Here is a 17,555-nt window from a genome sequence, read left to right as displayed (position 1 = left end):
GCGGCTCACCATGGCGACACGCTTTCCCGCTCGCCGGTGCCGAGGTGACCGGCGGCGATGGCCCGCAGCTGGATGTTCGTGGTGCCCTCGTAGATCTTGCCGATCTTCGCGTCCCGGTAGAACTTCTCCACCGGAAAGGCCGTGCTGTACCCGTTGCCGCCCAGGGTTTCGACGGCCTGCGAGGCGGCTCGCTCGGCGACCTCGGCGGCCAGCAGCTTCGCGGTCGCCGTGGCGGTGAGCCTCTTCGCGAACGGCAGCGTGTCCAGCACCGCGATCGTGTGGTACAGGTACGTCCGGGCGGCGTCCAGTTCGGCGGCCAGCCTGGCCAGGGGGAACCGCACGCCCTGGAACGAGATGATCGGTTCGCCGAACTGGCGGCGTCGGCGGGCGTAGTCGAATGCCGCGTCCAACGCTCCCTGTGCGAGCCCGACCATCTGCGCGGCGATACCGATCTTGCCGATGTTGAGCGTCTCGATCGCGTTGGTGCGCCCGTTGTGCACCCCACCGAGGACGTCCTCCGCGCCCACCAGCACGTCGTCGAACTCGACGGCACACGTCGAGCTTGCCCGGATGCCGAGCTTGGACGCGCGCTCCCCGACCCGGAGCCCGGGCGTGTCCGCGTTGACGAGGAACGTGCCGACACCGGCGTCGCCCACTTTCGCGAACACGACGAACAAGTCCGCCTCGGCGGCGTTGGTCGTCCAGTGCTTGCACCCGTTGATGCGGAACCCGGTGCCGTCCGCGGTGGCCTCGGTGCCCATCGCGAAAGCGTCGCTGCCGGACTCCTCTTCGGACAGTGCGTAGGCGCCGACCGCCGACGTGGCCAGCCGCGGCAGGTACCGGCGTTTCTGGTCACCGTCGCCGTGCCGCAGCACCGCGCTGACCACGAGCGCGTTCTGGACGTCCACGAGCACCGCGACGCCGGGATCGACCCGGGAGAGCTCTTCGATCGCCACGGCCGAAGACAACAGGTCACGTCCCGCGCCGCCGTAGGCCTCCGGGATCTCCACCCCCATCAGGCCTTCGGCGAACAGCGACGCGACCAGGCCGTCGTCGACGCGTTCCTCGGCGTCCATCTTGGACACCAGGGGGGCGACGGCGCGTTGCGCGAAGCCGCGGATCTTCGCTCGCCAGGCCGGATCGGGTTCGATGGGACTGTTCACCGGTACTCCTCGAACAACGCGACCAGGTCGTCGTCGTCCACGTCGGCCAGCGGGAAGTCGCCGGCGTCGACGTGGATCTCCGCGTGCCGGCTGCGCTCGCCGACCCGGCGGACCGCGTCCGCGAACCCGTCGGCCGCCGAGTCCCCGTTCCCGGTCCACTCGGTGACCAGGCCGCCATCGACGAGCGCCCACGTCATCTCGGTACGGGGTGGTCCACCGGACCCCCAGTGCGGCCACGGGATCGCCGCCGTCCCGATGGCACCGAGGGACCGCACGAGGACGTCCACCGGCCCGGTGGGCTGCCCGGACGTCGTGGTGCGATAGGCGCGTTTGACGGCGGGCAGGTCCCCGCCGTCGGCCCGGATCTCGGCTGGGGCGCCGAACGCCCCCACCGGCCCGTCGGCCCGGCCACGCCGGTCTTGCTCGAACCGGACCGGACCGTCGACCAGGTCGAGCACGGCAGCGAGGACGACTTCCTCGGCGGACATCCGGTACGTCTCGGCCGCGGCTGCCAGGATCGCGCTGGTCTCGTCCGGGCCCAACTCCACCCGGGTGCGGCCGGTTTCCCCCGCCGGGACGCCCCCGGCCAGCGCCGCCAGCTCGCCGAGCAGCACGCCCCAGCTGCGGGAGTCGGCCACCAGGTCGTGGGCCAGGCACACCAGGTGGCGGCCGGCGCTGAGGTCGAACAACGCGAACTTCACCAGACGACCACCACGCGGGTTCGTCTCCGCGCGCATCTCGGTGATCATCTGCCGCATCGCGCCGCGCTGCCGGTCCACCGGCAGGAAGTCCAGCTCGATCCGCGGTACGTAGGTGTCCTGCGGGCGGACCGCCCCGATCCGCTGCGTCCAAACCGCCCCGTTCTGTTCGAAACCGGCCCGCAGCGCGGGATGCTTCCGCAGCAGCGTTTCGATCCACTCGGCGCAGACGGTGAAGTCGTCCGCCACCGGGAGCTCCACCCAGTTCACGTCACCGTGCGAGCCGTCGAGCAGCCGGAGCTGCGCCGCGGTCAGCGGCACCTCCTGCTCCTGGCCGTCCGCATCCGCACCACGAGCCTCGATGAGCGCGGCCGCGTCGGCGATGGTCTCGGCCTCGAACAGGTCACCGAGCACCACCTCCAGCCCCTCTTCGACGGCGCGGGCCGCGATCCGCACCGCCGCGATCGAATCCCCGCCGGCTTCGAAGAAGCCGGCGCGGGGGTCGATCCGGGCGACCCCGATCACCTCGGCCGCGATCTCGGCCAGCCGGACCGCCAGCTCGCTCACCGGACGGTCATCGTCCGATGTGGACGCTGACGGGGTGGTGGGGTGGGGGAGGTTGTTGCGGTTGATCTTGCCGTTGGGAGTGAGGGGGAGGTGGTTGACGATGGTGGTGGTGTGGGGGTGCATGTAGGGGGGAAGGGTGTCGGCGAGGTGGTCGTGGATGCCGGCGAGGAGTTCGTCGTGGGGGACGGTGGCCGCGGGGTCGGGGTAGATGTAGGCGTGGATCTGCTTGTGGTGCGAGGGACCGGTGGTCGTGGTGATGACGGTGTGGATGCCGGGGTGCCGGCCGAGGGTGGTTTCGATTTCGCCCAGTTCGATGCGGTGGCCGTTGATTTTGACCTGGGTGTCGTTGCGGCCCTGGAATTCGATGGTTCCGTCGGGGTGGCGGCGGGCGAGGTCGCCGGTTTTGTAGAGGCGTTTTCCGGTATCGGGGTGGGTGAAGAAACTGGCGATGGTTTTTTCCGGGTCGTTGTGATAACCGGAGGCGAGCCCGGTCCCGGAGATGTAGAGGTTTCCGGTGGTGTGGATGGGGCAGGGTTGGAGCTGGTCGTTGAGGATGTGGAGCTGCTGGTTGGCCAGGGGTGTGCCGTAGGGGATGGATGGCCAGTCGGTGGGGGTGGTGTCGGTGATGGGGTGGTAGACGGACCAGATGGCGGCTTCGGTGGCCCCGCCGAGGCTGATGATCCGGGTGCGGGGATGGGTGGCCTTGATCTTCGGTGGCAGGGTGAGCGGGATCCAGTCGCCGGAGAGCATGACGAGACGCAGGGTGGCGGCCGCCGTGGTGGGTGGCAGGTGGTCGGTGTACATGGTCATGAGGGCGGGGACGGAGTTCCAGAGTGTGACGTTTTGGGTGGTGATGAGGTGATGCCAGTGGGCGGGGTCCCGGTTGGTGTGGGGGAGGACGAGGCTGCCGCCGGCGCCGAGGACGCCGAAGATGTCCCAGACGGACAGGTCGAAGCTGAGGGAGGAAAGGGCGAGGGCGCGGTCGTGGGGTGTGATGGCGAATCGCTGGTTGATGTCGAGGCAGGTGTTGGCGGCGGCGCGATGGCTGACGGCGACACCTTTGGGTTGGCCGGTGGAGCCGGAGGTGTAGATGACGTAGGCGAGATCATCGAGGTCGGCGAGGGACTCGGGCGGAACAGTGGTCTCGGTCGGGTCGATCGGTGCCGTGTCGGGACGTACCACTTCGGTACCGGTGGGCCAGGTCAGGTGCTGTTGGTCGGTCACGATCAGCCGGACACCGGCGTGGGTGACCATGTGGTGGCGGCGTTGTTCGGGTAATTCCGGGTCGATGGGTACGTAGGCGCCGCCGGCGAGCAGGATGGCGAGTACGGCGGTGATCTGTTCGGTGGACTTGTTCATGGAGACGGCGATGCACTGTCCTGGCCCGACACCGTGGGAGCGGAGGGTGCGGGCGGTACGGCAGGCGCGGACGTGGAGTTCGCCGTAGGTGGTCCAGGTTCCGCGGTCGAACACCGCTGGGGTGGTGGGGTTGGCGCGGGCTCGAGTGAGCAGCGGTGTGTGGAGAAGTTCGACGTCGATGGGTGCGGCGGTGTCGTTCGCCTGGTCGATGATGCGTTGTTGCCAGGAGGGCAGCAGCGATCCGGTGCCTTGTTCCCACCCGGTGTCGTCGTGGGCGAGGGTGGAAAGCACGTCGCAGTAGGCGGCGAACATCTCCTCGATGACACCCTCCGGGAACAACCCCGCCACCGCGGGCCAGCTCAGGTAAAGCCCGTCGGACACCTCGAGCACGCCCGCGTCCAGCCAGACCTGTGGCGTCTGGATGACTTCGTACGTCAACCCGCCGATCCAGTCGACCATCGAGCGTTCGCTCTCGCTCTCGTCGACCAAGGTGCTGGTGAACACGAACGGCATCACCGAGCCGGTGGTGCCGCCACGGGCCCGCGCGAGCTCACGCAGGACATCGACGCCGTTGACGTACCTGTGGTCGAGGTCCGCCCAGCTCTGCGTCTGGATCGCGACCGCGACCTCGCCGAGCCGGGTGTGCTCGGTGAGGTCGACCGGCACCAGGTTGAACGATGCGAACCCGCCGACCAATCCGGGAACGTCCTCGTGCACCGGGAATCGGTTGTTGGTGGTGACGTTCAGGGTGAACTTGCCGGAGGTGCTCCACGCTCCCAGCACGAGCGCGTACGCCGCCAGCAGCACCGATGACGGGGTGACCCCGTGCTTCCTGGCCCGGTCCTTGATCTTTTCCCACTGCTCGCTCGGCAGCGTCCGGCTGCACGGCACGAACCGGGGCTCGGTGATCGTGTCCGGTGTCGTCGCGAGCGGCAGCTGCGGCGCGGGCGGGAGATCTTCCACCCGGTTCCGCCAGTACGCCAGCGAACGCTGGTACAGTTCGGTTTCCTTCAGCCGGCCGACGGCCACCAGGTAGTCGCGGAAGGAGATCCGCAGCGGCGGCAGCTCGGCCGCGGGGTTCTCGTAGAGCGCACGCCAGTCGCGAAGCATGACCCGGACGCTGCCCATGTCGGACACCATCAGATCGAACCCCAGGAACACCCTGGTCAGGCCGTCGGGGAGCAGCGCCGCACGGATGTTGAACAACGGCCACACGTCACTCTGCCGCACCTCGTGCGACATCCGCGCCCGCACCTGTGCCAGTTCCGCGGCCACGCGGTCGTCCGGGACGGCACGCAGGTCCAGCACGTCGAACTCGTACGGCCCGGTGTCGGGCAGGATGCGCTGGGTGCCGTCCGGGGTGATGATCGCCCGGAGCATGTCGTGCCGGTCGAGGATCCGGTTGAAGGAGCTCTGCAGCCGGTCGAGGTCGATACCGTCGTGTTCGACCTCCCAGTAGATGTGCGCTGCGACGTTGCCGACGCTGAAGTTCGCCGACCGCCCGATCCACTGGGCCTGCTGGATCTCGCTCAGCGGGAACGGCTCGCAGCGCGACTCCGGGTCGGGCACCGCGATGGGCAGCTCGTCACCGCCGTGCGCGAGCGGCACGCCGCCGGCCTTGACGACCAGCTCGGCCATGGCGGCCACGGTCGGGGCCGTCATCAGGTCCCGCAACGGGACGTCCACCTTGAACTCGGCCCGGACCGCGGCCACGACCTTCGTGGCGAGCAGCGAGTGGCCGCCGAGCTCGATAAAGCTGTCGTGCACGCCGATCGGCCACACGCCGATCAGGTCCTGCCAGATGCCGGCCACCCGGCGCTGGGTCTCGGTCTCCGGCGCGGCGTACTCGGTCAGCAGGTCCGGCCGTGAACCGAGGGTGGCCTCGCTGCCGGCGTGCTGGTCGCCCTTGGCCGACACGATGGCGGCGTCCAGGGACCGAGCCGTGGCGCCGGAGGCCGGTGCGTCGATCCAGTACCGCTTCGGGTCGAAGGGGTAAGGCGCGAGACTGCGGCGACGGCGCTGTTCGCCCTGGTGCATCGCGGCCCAGTCGACGTCCACGCCGGCCACCCAGAGCCGGCCGACCGCGCTGAGCAGGAACCGGGTGTCGTCATGCGTCTCCGCGGGCGCGCGCATCGTGTTCACCAGCAGGTTGCCACGCAGCTCGGGGTCCATTCTGGACAGACTGCCGAGAGTGTGTCCCGGCCCGACCTCCAGCAGCACCACGCCGGGTTCGCCGGCCAGCTTTCGCAGGCAGGCGTGGAACCGCACGGTGTCCCGGACCTGCCCGGCCCAGTACGCCGGCGCGGTCGCCTCACCGGCGGTGATCCAGTCGCCGGTGCGGTTGGCCAGGAAGGGCGCGTCCGGCGGGGACAGCGGGATCCGGGCGATCGCCTCGGTCAGCGGCGCGACCGCGGAGTCCATCATCGAGGTGTGGAAGGCGTGGGACGTGTGCAGCCGGCCGAAGTCGATCCGACGGCCCGTGAGCAGCTCGGCGAACGCGTCGATCGCCTCGTGCGGCCCGGCGACGGCGCACTGCCGCGGCGCGTTGACCGCAGCGATCTCCACACCGGGAAGCAGGATCCCGCGCAGCTCGTCCTCGGCCAGCGCGACCGTGAGCATCGCCCCCGGCGCCTGTCGCTGCATCAGCTTGCCGCGCACGGCCACCATCCGCAGCGCGTCCGGCAACGTGAAGACACCGGCGAGGCAGCCGGCGACCACCTCGCCGACGCTGTGCCCGAGCATCGCCTGCGGCTTCCCGCACCACGACTCGAGCAGCTTCGCGAGCGCGTACTCGACGGTGAACAGCGCGGGCTGCGCGAACTCGGTCCGCTGGATGTGGTCGGCGTCGTCGTCCGGGTACAGCACGGTACGCAGGTCCGACCCGAGGTGTGGGCCCAACAGCTCCGCGCATTCGTCGACGCCCGCGCGGAACGCAGGTTCGTCCTGGTAGAGGCCCCGGCCCATGGCGGTGTACTGCGTGCCCTGTCCCGGGAACAGCCACGCGACCTGAGGCTTGTCCCGGACCTGCCTGCTGAACACCCGTTGCGGGTCGTGGCTCTCGACGGCCTCGATCGCGTCCTCGGTGTCGGAGCAGACGATCACCCGCCGGTGGGGGAGCACGGTCCGCGCCGTCTGCAGGGTGTACGCGGTGTCGGCGAGCGGCAGCTCGGCGAGGTCCTGACCGAGCCGGCGGGTCATCTCCTCGAGCGCTCCGGCCGACTTGGCGGACAGCACGATGGCCTGCACCGGCTTGCCGGGTGCCGGCTCCACCGAGGCCGATGCTTCTTCCAGAACGCAGTGCGCGTTCGTGCCACCGAAGCCGAACGAGCTGACGCCGATCCGGCGCGGTACCCCGGTCGCGTGCCACGGGCGCAACTCGGTGTTCACGAAGAACGGTGTGCTGTCGAAGCCGATGTCCGGGTTCTCCTGCTCGAAGTTCAGGCTCGGCGCGATCTCCCGGTGCTGCAGCTGGAGAATTGCCTTGATCAGCGCGGCGACACCCGCGGCGCTGTCCAGATGCCCGATGTTGGACTTCACCGAGCCGATCGGGCAGCCCCCGGGGTGGTACGGGCCGAAGACCTTGGTCAGCGCGGCGATCTCCACCGGGTCGCCCAGCGCCGTGCCCGTGCCGTGCGCCTCGATCGCGCCGATCGTGCCCGGGTCCACCTCGGCCGCGCCGAGCGCCGCGGCGATGACCGTGGCCTGTCCGACGATGCCCGGGGCGGTGTACCCGACCTTGCGGTCGCCGTCGTTGTTGATCGCGGAGCCTTTGATCACGGCGTCGATGCGGTCGCCGTCGGCGATGGCGTCCGCCAGCCGCTTGCACACCACGACCCCGGCGCCGTTGCCGCCGACCGTGCCACTCGCCCTGGCGTCGAACGGACGGCAGTGCCCGTCCGAGGACAGGATCATTCCTTCCTGGTAACGGTAACCGTGCTGCGGCAGCCGGATCGTCACCCCGCCGGCGAGTGCGATGTCGCAGTCGTAGGACAGCAGCGCCTGGCGGGCGAGGTGGACGGCGACCAACGAGGTCGAGCACGCGGACTGCACGCTGACCGCCGGGCCGTTCAGGCCGAGGTGGTAGCTGATGCGGCTGGCCAGGTAGTCCTTGTCGTTGGCGATCAGCATCTCGAAGCCGTCGGGCGAGGTGTCCATGGCCCGGCCGGGCAGCAGGTTCGCAATAAGGTACGTCGACATGCTGCTGCCTGCGAAGACACCGACTTGCGCGTCCGGGTCGAAGAGGCGCTGGCCGGCGTCTTCCAGGGCCTGCCAGGCGGTCTCGAGGAACACGCGGTGCTGTGGGTCGAGGATCGCGGCGTCCCGCGCGCTGTAGCCGAAGAAAGCCGCGTCGAACAGGTCGATGTCGTCGAGCGCGCCGAAGGCGCCGACGTAGCCTGGATCGTCGGCCAATTCCCGGCTGATCCCGGCGGCCAGGAGCTGGTCCCGACCGAAGAAGGTCACCGACTCCCGGCCGGCCCGGAGGTTCGCCCAGTACTGCCGCTGGTCCCTCGCGCCAGGGAACCGGCACGCCTTCCCGATGATCGCGATCTCGGTGCCCTCATGCGTGGAAGTCATGCGAGTCCCCGCTGTCGTTCGTGATGGTCTGTGGATGTCTGCGCGCACGCCGTCGGCGGGCACGGGCGAAGGTCGCGGCCACCGCGTCCTCGGTTTCGTCGCTGCCACCGAAGTGCGCCGCCAGGTGCCGCATACTCGGGTTTTCGAACAGTGCGGTCAGTGGGAATTCCCGGCCGAGTTTCTCGCAGAGCACCCGATGCACCTTGACCATGACCACCGAGTCGAGTCCGATGTCGAAGAAGTTCGCGGTCACGCTGATCCCGCGTGATTCCAGCACCTCTTCAAAAATGGCGAGGATGCGCTTCTCCACTGCGCCGGCCGGTGGATCAATGGAGGTCGTGGTGGTGGGGTGGGGGAGGTTGTTGCGGTTGATCTTGCCGTTGGGGGTGAGGGGGAGGTGGGTGAGGATGGTGGTGGTGTGGGGATGCATGTGGTGGGGGAGGGTGTCGGCGAGGTGCCGGTGGATGGTGGCGAGGAGTTCGGTTGTGGTCGTGCTGGTGGGGTGGGGGTAGATGTAGGCGTGGATTTGTTTGTGGTGCCGGGTTCCGGTGGTGGTGGCGATGGCGGTGTGGATGCCGGGGTGCCGGCCGAGGGTGGTTTCGATTTCGCCCAGTTCGATGCGGTGGCCGTTGATTTTGACCTGGGTGTCGTTGCGGCCCTGGAATTCGATGGTTCCGTCGGGGTGGCGGCGGGCGAGGTCCCCGGTTTTGTAGAGGCGTTTTCCGGTATCGGGGTGGGTGAAGAAACTGGCGATGGTTTTTTCCGGGTCGTTGTGATAACCGGAGGCGAGCCCGGTCCCGGAGATGTAGAGGTTTCCGGTGGTGTGGATCGGGCAGGGTTGGAGCTGGTCGTTGAGGATGTGGAGCTGCTGGTTGGCCAGGGGTGTGCCGTAGGGGATGGATGGCCAGTCGGTGGGGGTGGTGTCGGTGATGGGGTGGTAGACGGACCAGATGGCGGCTTCGGTGGCCCCGCCGAGGCTGATGATCCGGGTGCGGGGATGGGTGGCCTTGATCTTCGGTGGCAGGGTGAGCGGGATCCAGTCGCCGGAGAGCATGACGAGACGCAGGGTGGCGGCCGCCGTGGTGGGTGGCAGGTGGTCGGTGTACATGGTCATGAGGGCGGGGACGGAGTTCCAGAGTGTGACGTTTTGGGTGGTGATGAGGTGATGCCAGTGGGCGGGGTCCCGGTTGGTGTGGGGGAGGACGAGGCTGCCGCCGGCGCCGAGGACGCCGAAGATGTCCCAGACGGACAGGTCGAAGCTGAGGGAGGAAAGGGCGAGGGCGCGGTCGTGGGGTGTGATGGCGAATCGCTGGTTGATGTCGAGGCAGGTGTTGGCGGCGGCGCGATGGCTGACGGCGACACCTTTGGGTTGGCCGGTGGAGCCGGAGGTGTAGATGACGTAGGCGAGATCATCGAGGTCGGCGAGGGACTCGGGCGGAACAGTGGTCTCGGTCGGGTCGATCGGTGCCGTGTCGGGACGTACCACTTCGGTACCGGTGGGCCAGGTCAGGTGCTGTTGGTCGGTCACGATCAGCCGGACACCGGCGTGGGTGACCATGTGGTGGCGGCGTTGTTCGGGTAATTCCGGGTCGATGGGTACGTAGGCGCCGCCGGCGAGCAGGATGGCGAGTACGGCGGTGATCTGTTCGGTGGACTTGTTCATGGAGACGGCGATGCACTGTCCTGGCCCGACACCGTGGGAGCGGAGGGTGCGGGCGGTACGGCAGGCGCGGACGTGGAGTTCGCCGTAGGTGGTCCAGGTTCCGCGGTCGAACACCGCTGGGGTGGTGGGGTTGGCGCGGGCTCGAGTGAGCAGCGGTGTGTGGAGAAGTTCGACGTCGATGGGTGCGGCGGTGTCGTTCGCCTGGTCGATGATGCGTTGTTGCCAGGAGGGCAGCAGCGATCCGGTGCCTTGTTCCCACCCGGTGTCGTCGTGGGCTAGGGTGGAAAGCACGTCGCAGTAGGCGGCGAACATCTCCTCGATGACACCCTCCGGGAACAACCCCTCCACGGTGTCCCAGTTGAAGTGCAGTTCGCCGTCCTTTTCGTACGTCTGGTTGTCCACCCACACCTGCGGGGTCTGCGAAATCGCGTACACCGGCTCGCCGATCCATTCGCCGGTCAGGTACCCGCGACCCTGGCCGCGGCCGCTGGCGAACACGACCGGAGCGATCGCTCCCGTGGCCGTGCCGTCGCGCAGGGCCAGTTCGCGCAGCACTTCGATCCCGCTGAACTCGCGGTGGTCCATGTCGGACAGCAGTTGCCGCTGGATCCGCGCGGCGTACTCGGTGATCCCGCAGTCCCCACTCACGTCCACGGAAAGCGGCACGATCGTGGTGAAGTCGCCGATCACCTCGTCGATCCGGTCGTGCACCGGCTGCCGGTTGAACATCGGGATGTTCACCAGGAACCGGCTCGTCCCACTCCACGTCCGCAGCACGACGGCGTAGGCGGCCAGCAACACGGCCGACGCCGTGACGTCGTTCTTCGCCGCCCGCTCGGTGATCGATGTCCACATGCGGCTGTCGAGTCCGGACTCCAGGCGCCGGAACCGGGGCACGGCGGTCCGCGCGCGCTCGACGAGCGGGAGGTTCGGTGCCCCGGGCATCGACTCGATGCGCCGCAGCCAGTAGTCGCGGGCCGCGTCCCCGGCCGGTTCCTCCACCGCGAGCAGGTAGTCGCGGAACGCCACCTCACCCGTCAGCGGTGGCAGTTCCTTGCCGTTGTACAGCTGCTCCCAGTCGTCGTAGAAGATCTGGATGCTGCGCACGTCGGCGATCAGCAGGTCGACCCCGATGTGCACGCGGACCTTCGTGTCGGTGACGCGGGTGATCCTGACCTCGAACAACGCACCCCCGTCGAGCGGCAGCACCCGGTGGGACATCGCGCTGCGGGTCTCCTCCAGGTGCCGCGCGGCCTCGGCGTCGTCCAGGTCGCGGATGTCCTCGACGGTGACGGGCAGGGGATCGCCCTCGCGGAACGGGAGTACCCGCTGTGTCCCGTCGGCGGAGACGGTGGCGTGCAACATGTCGTGCCGCTGCACGAGCTTCGCCAGCGAGCCGACGAATCGGTGGACGTCGAGGGTCTCGGAATCGAACTCACGGTAGTAGTGCGTCCCCACGCCGCCGAGTTCGTAGGCTTCACTGCGGCCGGTCACGTACGCCTGCTGCAGATCGGTGAGGGGGAACGGGTCGTACCGCTGTCCGGTGTCCACCGAGAAGGCCGAGGCCGGCGCAACGGCGCCTCCGCCGGACTGCGCGAGGATCTTGCCGATCACGTCCCGTGCGCTGCCGAGCAGCAGTTCGTCCAACGAGAGCCGGACACCCGTCGCACGTTCGAGCTGATAGCGCAGCATCATGCCGCGCAGGGAGTCCAGCCCGAGCCGGGCGAGCGTGGCCCCGGACGCTTCGAGGTCCTCGGGCGCACCGCTGCCTAACGCCGCCCTGACCTGCCGCGTGATGGTTTCGCGTACCTCTGCGGCCGGTACGGCGTCGCCCGCGGGCATGCGCACGTCGCCGGGCTCGCTCGTCGCGAACGGGTGCAGGTGGCCGTCGAGGTAGAGCTTGCGGCACTCGCCCCGGCGGATCTTGCCCGCGCCCGTCCTCGGTACCGCGGCAGCGTCCACGACGAGCACCTCGGCGTCCACCCGGTGGTGGGCGGTGACCGCGGCCCGCAGTTCGGCGGCGATCTGTGCGGCGCCTTCGGCGGTGCCGACGGCCTGGACCAGGACGAGACGTTCCCCTTCGTCCCCTTCGACAGCGAACGCCGCGGCGGGCGCTGCCTGGGTCGCCACGTGCACCTCGGCCGCGGTGGCCTCGACGTCCTGTGGGTGGATGTTGCGCCCGCGGATGATCAGCAGTTCCTTGAGCCGGCCACACACCACGATCTCGTCGTGGTGGCGGAAGCCCAGGTCACCGGTGCGCACGAACGGTCCTTCGCCGGTCGAGAGGTGGGCGCCGAACACGGCCACGGTCTCCTCGGGCCGGCGCCAGTACCCGGGAGCGGTGAACGGTCCCCGCGCCCAGATCTCCCCGACCCGGTCCGGCGCGACCTCGGCGCCGGTCTCCGGGTCGGCGATCCGGACCGTGGTCGCCGGACCGGGGTCACCGCAGCTGACCAGTTCGATGCCGTCCGGCGCCACGCGGACGATGTCGGCCTCCAGCGCGGCGCGGTCGACGGTGATGCTGCCGATGTCACCGGCGCGCCTGCCACTGACCAGCAACGTGGTCTCAGTGAGGCCGTAGACCGCGAACATCGCGTGCGGGGAGAGCCCGCTGGCGGCGAACCGGCTGGTGAACCGTTCCACGGTGTTCTTCCGGATCCGCTCGCCGGCGACCAACGCGGAGTGCCAGGTGCTCAGGTCCAGCCCGGCCGTTTCCGTGTCCGTGACGAGACTGGCGCACCTGTCATAAAGGAAGTTCGGCCCCCCGCTGTAAACCGGGGAATCCGTCGAGGAGATCGTTTCCAGCCAGCTCGCGGGCCGGGCCACCACGTCCTCGGTGCGCAGCAGTGTGCAGTCGCCGGCGATGTACTGCGAAAGCAGCACGTGGCCGATCAGGCCGATCCCGTGGTGCACCGGAACCCAGTTCACCACGCTGGAATGATCCGGGATCCCGGTCATCCGGACCATTTTTTCGATCCCGGCCACCATGCTCGCGTGCGAGTTCATCACGCCTTTGGGGGAAGAGGTCGACCCCGAGGTGTAAAGCAGCATCGCGAGACCGTCCGGCCGGCACACCATCGGCGCGGGCTCCGCCGTCGACGGCCGTACCTGCTCGTCCACTGCGATCCACGCGACCGGGTACCCGTCCGCCGACTCCCACTGCAGCTGGGCTTCCGAGGCCTCCGCGGCCGTGGTCAGGATCGCCGAGACCGCCGCGTCACGACCCGCCCCGGCGATCATGGCGTGCGTCCCGGGCTGCTTCCCGACGGCGGAGAAGCCGAGCGGTACCGCGCACATCGCCGCGTACAGACAGCCACACACCGCCACCAGGTAGTCGGGCATGGAGGAGGTGAGGACGAGAACTCGCTCGTACGGCTTGCTGACCGCTCGCAGTGCTTCGGCCACGGCCAGCGCCCGGGTGTGCAGCTCCGAGGTGGTCAACGAGCAGGTGATCGAGGAGCCGGGTCCTTCGCGGAAGGATAAGGCGGTTCGATCCGGTTCGTCGTAGGCGTTCCGAGTGAGCACATCGACGATCGTCGGGGTGTTTCCGGCACGTTCAGACATGACCCTCGATGCCTTTCCTCGGTTGGGGTCGAGTCTTCAGCGAGCGCAAGGGTGACGACAGGCGCGGACGGCCGGTCCGGACGGCACTCGGGTGGCGTGCCTGAATGGCTACGCCGGCGCTCTGATGGGCACGAGCCGACTGCCCGAGACACAGTGGCTTGACACGGATCGTCTCGTAGCGAGACAGTATGTATCGCCCGCTTCCTCCGTGATGAGCCACGAAAAGCGCAGGTGTCTCCATGACAGCGACTTCGGTAGCGCCGCCCGCGGCGGTGACCGGCCAGGTCCCGGCAGTCCAGACGACCGGTCTGAGAAAACGGTTCGGGGACAAATGGGCTGTCGACGGCGTCGACATCGCCGTGCCGCCCGGCCAGATCTACGCCTTCCTCGGTCCCAACGGCGCCGGCAAGTCCACCTGCGTCCGGATGATGTGCACCCTGCTGACGCCCACCGAGGGGAGCGCACGCGTGCTGGGGTACGACACCGTGCACCACCAGCTCGCCGTCCGGCTGCGGGTCGGCGTCGCGCTGCAGGCGACCGCACTGGACGACAAGCAGACCGGCATCGAGCTGCTTCGCCTGCAGGGGCGGTTCTACGGCCTGGGCAAGAAGATGATCGACAAGCGGGTCGACGAGCTGACCGAGCTGATCGACCTCGGCGACGCGGTGCGCGACCGGGTCGGCACGTACTCCGGCGGCATGCGCCGCCGGTTGGACCTGGCCATCGCCCTGGTCCACAACCCGAGGGTGCTGTTCCTGGACGAGCCGACCACGGGCATGGACCCGGGCAGCCGGATCAAGCTCTGGGCCGAGGTCAACCGGCTCAACCGCGAGCTCGGCACCACCATCTTCATGACCACGCAGTACCTGGAGGAGGCCGACCAGCTCGCCGAGCGCGTCGGCATCATCAACGCGGGCAAGGTGGTCGCGGAGGGCAGCCCGGAGGAGCTCAAGCGCTCGATCGGCAAGGACCTGGTCGTGGCCACGACGAAGGACGCCGAACTCGCCGCGCGCGCGTTGCGCGGACTACCGGTGGCACAGCGCGTCGACGTCAACGGCGACGAGGTCAGCGTGGTCGTCGAGCACGGCCCGACGGCGATCAGCCCGATCGCCATCGCGCTGGCCGAGAACCAGGTGACCGCGGCGAACCTGGTGCTGCGCCGGCCGACGCTGGACGACGTGTTCCTTTCGCTCACCGGCCAGCACATGTCCGAGAAAAGCCGAGAAAACGCTCTCGCGGACGCGAAGGGGCGATGATGACGTCGACATCCGGGGTCGCCGATCTCGCGGTGCCTCCCACGCCGGACCTGGTCGGCAAGCCGGCCGGTTTCGTCCGCGACCTGGTCAGCGTTTCGGGTCGATCGCTGCGTCAGGTGCTGCGCGAGCCGGAGACCCTGATTCCGCCGATGCTCATCCCGCTGTTCTTCTTCACCGTCTTCGTCGGTGCCCTGGAGAAGGTCGGAAACCTCGGCGGGACCGCCGACTTCCGGGCGTTCCAGTTCCCGGTGGCGATCGTGATCGCCTCGACCGGCACGACGAGAGCGACCTCGTTGGTCAACGACATCAACAACGGCTACTTCGACCGGCTGCTCATCGCGCCGACGAACCGGCTGTCCTTGCTGCTCGGCCTCATGGTCGCCGACCTGGCGACCGTGGTGATGCTTTGTGTCCCCACCGTGATTCTCGGCTTCATCCTCGGGGTCCGCTTCGCGTCGGGTCCGCTGGGTGTGGTGGTGTTCATCGCGATCGCGGCGTTGTGGGGGCTCGCCTTCGCCGGTCTTCCGTACGCCATCGCCCTGCGTAGCGGTAATGCCACCGTCGTCGCGCAGAGTTCGCTGCTGTTTTTCCCGTTCGTGTTCCTGACGACGACCCTCATGCCGCTGGACCGGTTGAGTGGCTGGCTTTCCGCGGCTGCGCACGTGAATCCGGTTACCTACCTGCTGGACGCGCTGCGTTCGCTGCTCACCGACGGGTGGAACGCCGAGAAGCTGTTGCTGGGCCTCGGGGTCGTCTGCGCCGTCGCGGCCGTGACGTTCAGCATCGCGCTGCTGGCCCTGCGAAGCCGTGTGTCGCGGTCATGAAGTCGCCACCGGCTCCAGTGAGCCGAAAAGGTTCGATGGGAGCGCCGTTCCCCAGTGGTGGAATTCGAGGCCCCGGACTTCGTCTGCTGCCCAACGCTCCCATCGAACGCATCTTCCCCAGGTCCGTCCCTTGGGACGGGTCAAACGACGATATTGTCACGCAAAGCCACCGCGACCGCGAGGGTCCTGTTCGGGCAGTTCAGTTTGGCCAGCACGTTGGCCACGAGACGTTTGGCCCCGTGCTGCGAGATGCGCAGTTGCTTGGCGATCTGCTTGTTGCTCAACCCATCGATCAACAGGCGCAAAGCCTGCTGTTCACGCGGGGTGAGACTGTTGCTGAAACCGTGGCGTTGCGCATTCGGCTCATCGCGCAGCCGGCGCAGCATGCGGGCAGCCAACGTGGACGGGATGACTATTTCGCCTGCGATCACTTCCTGTAAAGAATGCTCCAGGGAGCCAGGTGTGACTTCGTGCAAGAGGAGGAATCCGTTGGCCGATATTTTCAATACGGTGTCGAACAGGTCTGGATCCTGGACAAGGAGGAGCAAGATCACTTTGCTGCCAGTCGCCTGGATGCGTTCTGTCAACAACCGTACGTAATCGGTGTTCAGTCCATCGCAACCCAAGATCGCAACGTCTGGGATGCAGCGCTCGGCGGTGTCGAAGGTGTGCGCCGTGTAGTCAGTCTTCCCCCATTCTGTTACGGTGTACAAATCGGCGGACTCGATCATCGACGTCAGCCCACTGCGGATTACGTCCCCCTCCATCAGGACAGCAACCGATGATGGTCTCGCGCGGTTCTGTGACTGGCCGGTTAAACGATCTTCGCTCATGCCTCCTTGAGCCTCCCCCGGTGATGTGACGATGTGACGATATATCGCAGGCGTAAAATAACATTTCCTTCCTGACGCGTGCAAGGGACTTAGGTTGACTTGATTAACATTTAAGATTGCGGCCGTATGCGAACAGCCGTTTGGCGGCATAAGTTCGGATGGTCGGGCACTCTGTTCTTTGTGTGCCGGTGGTCAAATTGGCCAAACAATTTAGGATTCAAGTATCCCCCCTGTCGTAAGCGACCAGAGGGTGTTCATGGCGTCGGTTGCGTTGAGCGTTTCGTCCGCGATGTCCTCTTGCATGCTGGCCACCATCTTGAAAATCAGCTTGCCGTGCCGCTGCGGGTCGAGTTCGCCCCGCAAGCGATTCGTGGCTATTCCTTCACTGAGCGTGACAACAAAAGGCTGATGCAGTCGGGTCATTCCGCTGCGCAACCTGGCCATCGCGGCGGCGGACAGGTCGGCCTTGTCCAGGCTCGCCCAGCCGACGCGGTGCCGTTGGCTCGCGAAGTAGTCGAGCATGGTGTGCATGCAGGCGTGGAGCCGGTCCAGCGGGTCGGCGTGCTCGGTGGTCGCCGTGGCGAGTCTGGCCGCGCACTCGTCGAGCTCGCGTTCGACGTGGGCGAGCAGCGCCGACTCGACATCGGAGAAGTACTTGTACAGCGTCGCCCGGCCGACGCCCGCGTGCTGCGCGAGCTTGGCCATGGACGTTTTGGTGACACCTTCGGCAGCAACGAGTTCGATCGCAGCATCGATGATTTGCTCGCGGTAGCGGGCCTTGTGTGTCTCGACTGCGGCCTGCCATTGAGACATCCGAATCCTCTCCGACCGTGAAACCCCAGGCTCAGACGACGACCTGTCTTGACCCCATACTGATTGTATCGCGGTATCGCGCCGGCCGACGGTTCGCGAACCTGGCGGGCGGGGTCCCGGTGGCCTGCCTCGGCACACGCCGCGCGGAGAGGCTCGGCGGTGATCGGGTTGACCGTGCGGTCATCGGCCACGAGCGCCGCGGAGCCGGCGCTTCACCTGGCTGCCGGGGCCAGTGACGAG

At 68.0% G+C, this 17,555-nt stretch carries 7 protein-coding genes; 2 read left to right on the top strand and 5 right to left on the bottom strand.

Going from position 1 to position 17,555, the window contains the following annotated elements; all coding sequences use genetic code 11:
* Positions 1 to 5 precede the first annotated feature (5 nt).
* From ACFPLC_RS41645 to ACFPLC_RS41635, 3 genes are read right to left on the bottom strand one after another with little or no spacing between them, the layout of a single operon-like run.
* Entirely contained in the window at positions 6 to 1,163 is a 1,158-nt protein-coding gene (locus ACFPLC_RS41645; protein WP_378200047.1) for an acyl-CoA dehydrogenase family protein, read from the bottom strand.
* The gene (locus ACFPLC_RS41640; protein WP_378200045.1) at positions 1,160 to 8,362 is read right to left on the bottom strand and encodes a hybrid non-ribosomal peptide synthetase/type I polyketide synthase; all 7,203 of its coding nucleotides are present in this window, start codon (positions 8,360 to 8,362) and stop codon (positions 1,160 to 1,162) included. The genes ACFPLC_RS41645 and ACFPLC_RS41640 overlap by 4 nt, the downstream gene beginning before the upstream one ends.
* Positions 8,346 to 13,550 carry an amino acid adenylation domain-containing protein gene (locus tag ACFPLC_RS41635; protein WP_378236130.1) on the bottom strand — a complete coding sequence of 1,735 codons (5,205 nt, stop codon included), beginning with the start codon at positions 13,548 to 13,550 and terminating at the stop codon, positions 8,346 to 8,348. The genes ACFPLC_RS41640 and ACFPLC_RS41635 overlap by 17 nt, the downstream gene beginning before the upstream one ends.
* Positions 13,551 to 13,828: 278 nt before the next feature.
* On the opposite strand from ACFPLC_RS41635, the gene ACFPLC_RS41630 reads away from it, so the two are divergent.
* On the top strand, positions 13,829 to 14,845 hold the full coding sequence (locus ACFPLC_RS41630; protein WP_378200039.1) for an ATP-binding cassette domain-containing protein: 1,017 nt from the start codon (positions 13,829 to 13,831) through the stop codon (positions 14,843 to 14,845).
* Positions 14,845 to 15,669, top strand: coding sequence for an ABC transporter permease (locus tag ACFPLC_RS41625; protein WP_378200037.1), 825 nt, complete (start codon positions 14,845 to 14,847; stop codon positions 15,667 to 15,669). Before ACFPLC_RS41630 ends, ACFPLC_RS41625 begins: the two co-directional genes overlap by 1 nt.
* A 140-nt stretch (positions 15,670 to 15,809) precedes the next feature.
* Here ACFPLC_RS41625 and ACFPLC_RS41620 read toward each other — a convergent pair whose 3' ends face one another.
* Both ACFPLC_RS41620 and ACFPLC_RS41615 read right to left on the bottom strand, forming a co-directional pair.
* Positions 15,810 to 16,502, bottom strand: coding sequence for a LuxR C-terminal-related transcriptional regulator (locus ACFPLC_RS41620; RefSeq protein WP_378200034.1), 693 nt, complete (start codon positions 16,500 to 16,502; stop codon positions 15,810 to 15,812).
* 210 nt (positions 16,503 to 16,712) lie between these two features.
* Complete coding sequence (locus ACFPLC_RS41615; protein ID WP_378200031.1) at positions 16,713 to 17,315, bottom strand: TetR/AcrR family transcriptional regulator; 603 nt, start codon at positions 17,313 to 17,315, stop codon at positions 16,713 to 16,715.
* Positions 17,316 to 17,555: the final 240 nt, after the last annotated feature.

It is taken from the genome of Amycolatopsis plumensis, assembly GCF_042652605.1.
In the GTDB taxonomy this organism is placed as follows: domain Bacteria; phylum Actinomycetota; class Actinomycetes; order Mycobacteriales; family Pseudonocardiaceae; genus Amycolatopsis; species Amycolatopsis plumensis.
The sequence above is the reverse complement of the archived record's forward strand: the minus strand, read 5'-3'. Positions and strand labels throughout refer to the sequence as shown.

Excerpts from the sequence above, each read along its gene's own strand:
- ACFPLC_RS41625 (WP_378200037.1), top strand. The coding sequence starts at position 14,845 with ATGACGTCGACATCCGGGGTCGCCGATCTCGCGGTGCCTCCCACGCCG.
- ACFPLC_RS41640 (WP_378200045.1), bottom strand. The coding sequence starts at position 8,362 with ATGACTTCCACGCATGAGGGCACCGAGATCGCGATCATCGGGAAGGCG.
- ACFPLC_RS41630 (WP_378200039.1), top strand. The coding sequence starts at position 13,829 with ATGACAGCGACTTCGGTAGCGCCGCCCGCGGCGGTGACCGGCCAGGTC.
- ACFPLC_RS41620 (WP_378200034.1), bottom strand. The coding sequence starts at position 16,502 with ATGAGCGAAGATCGTTTAACCGGCCAGTCACAGAACCGCGCGAGACCA.
- ACFPLC_RS41615 (WP_378200031.1), bottom strand. The coding sequence starts at position 17,315 with ATGTCTCAATGGCAGGCCGCAGTCGAGACACACAAGGCCCGCTACCGC.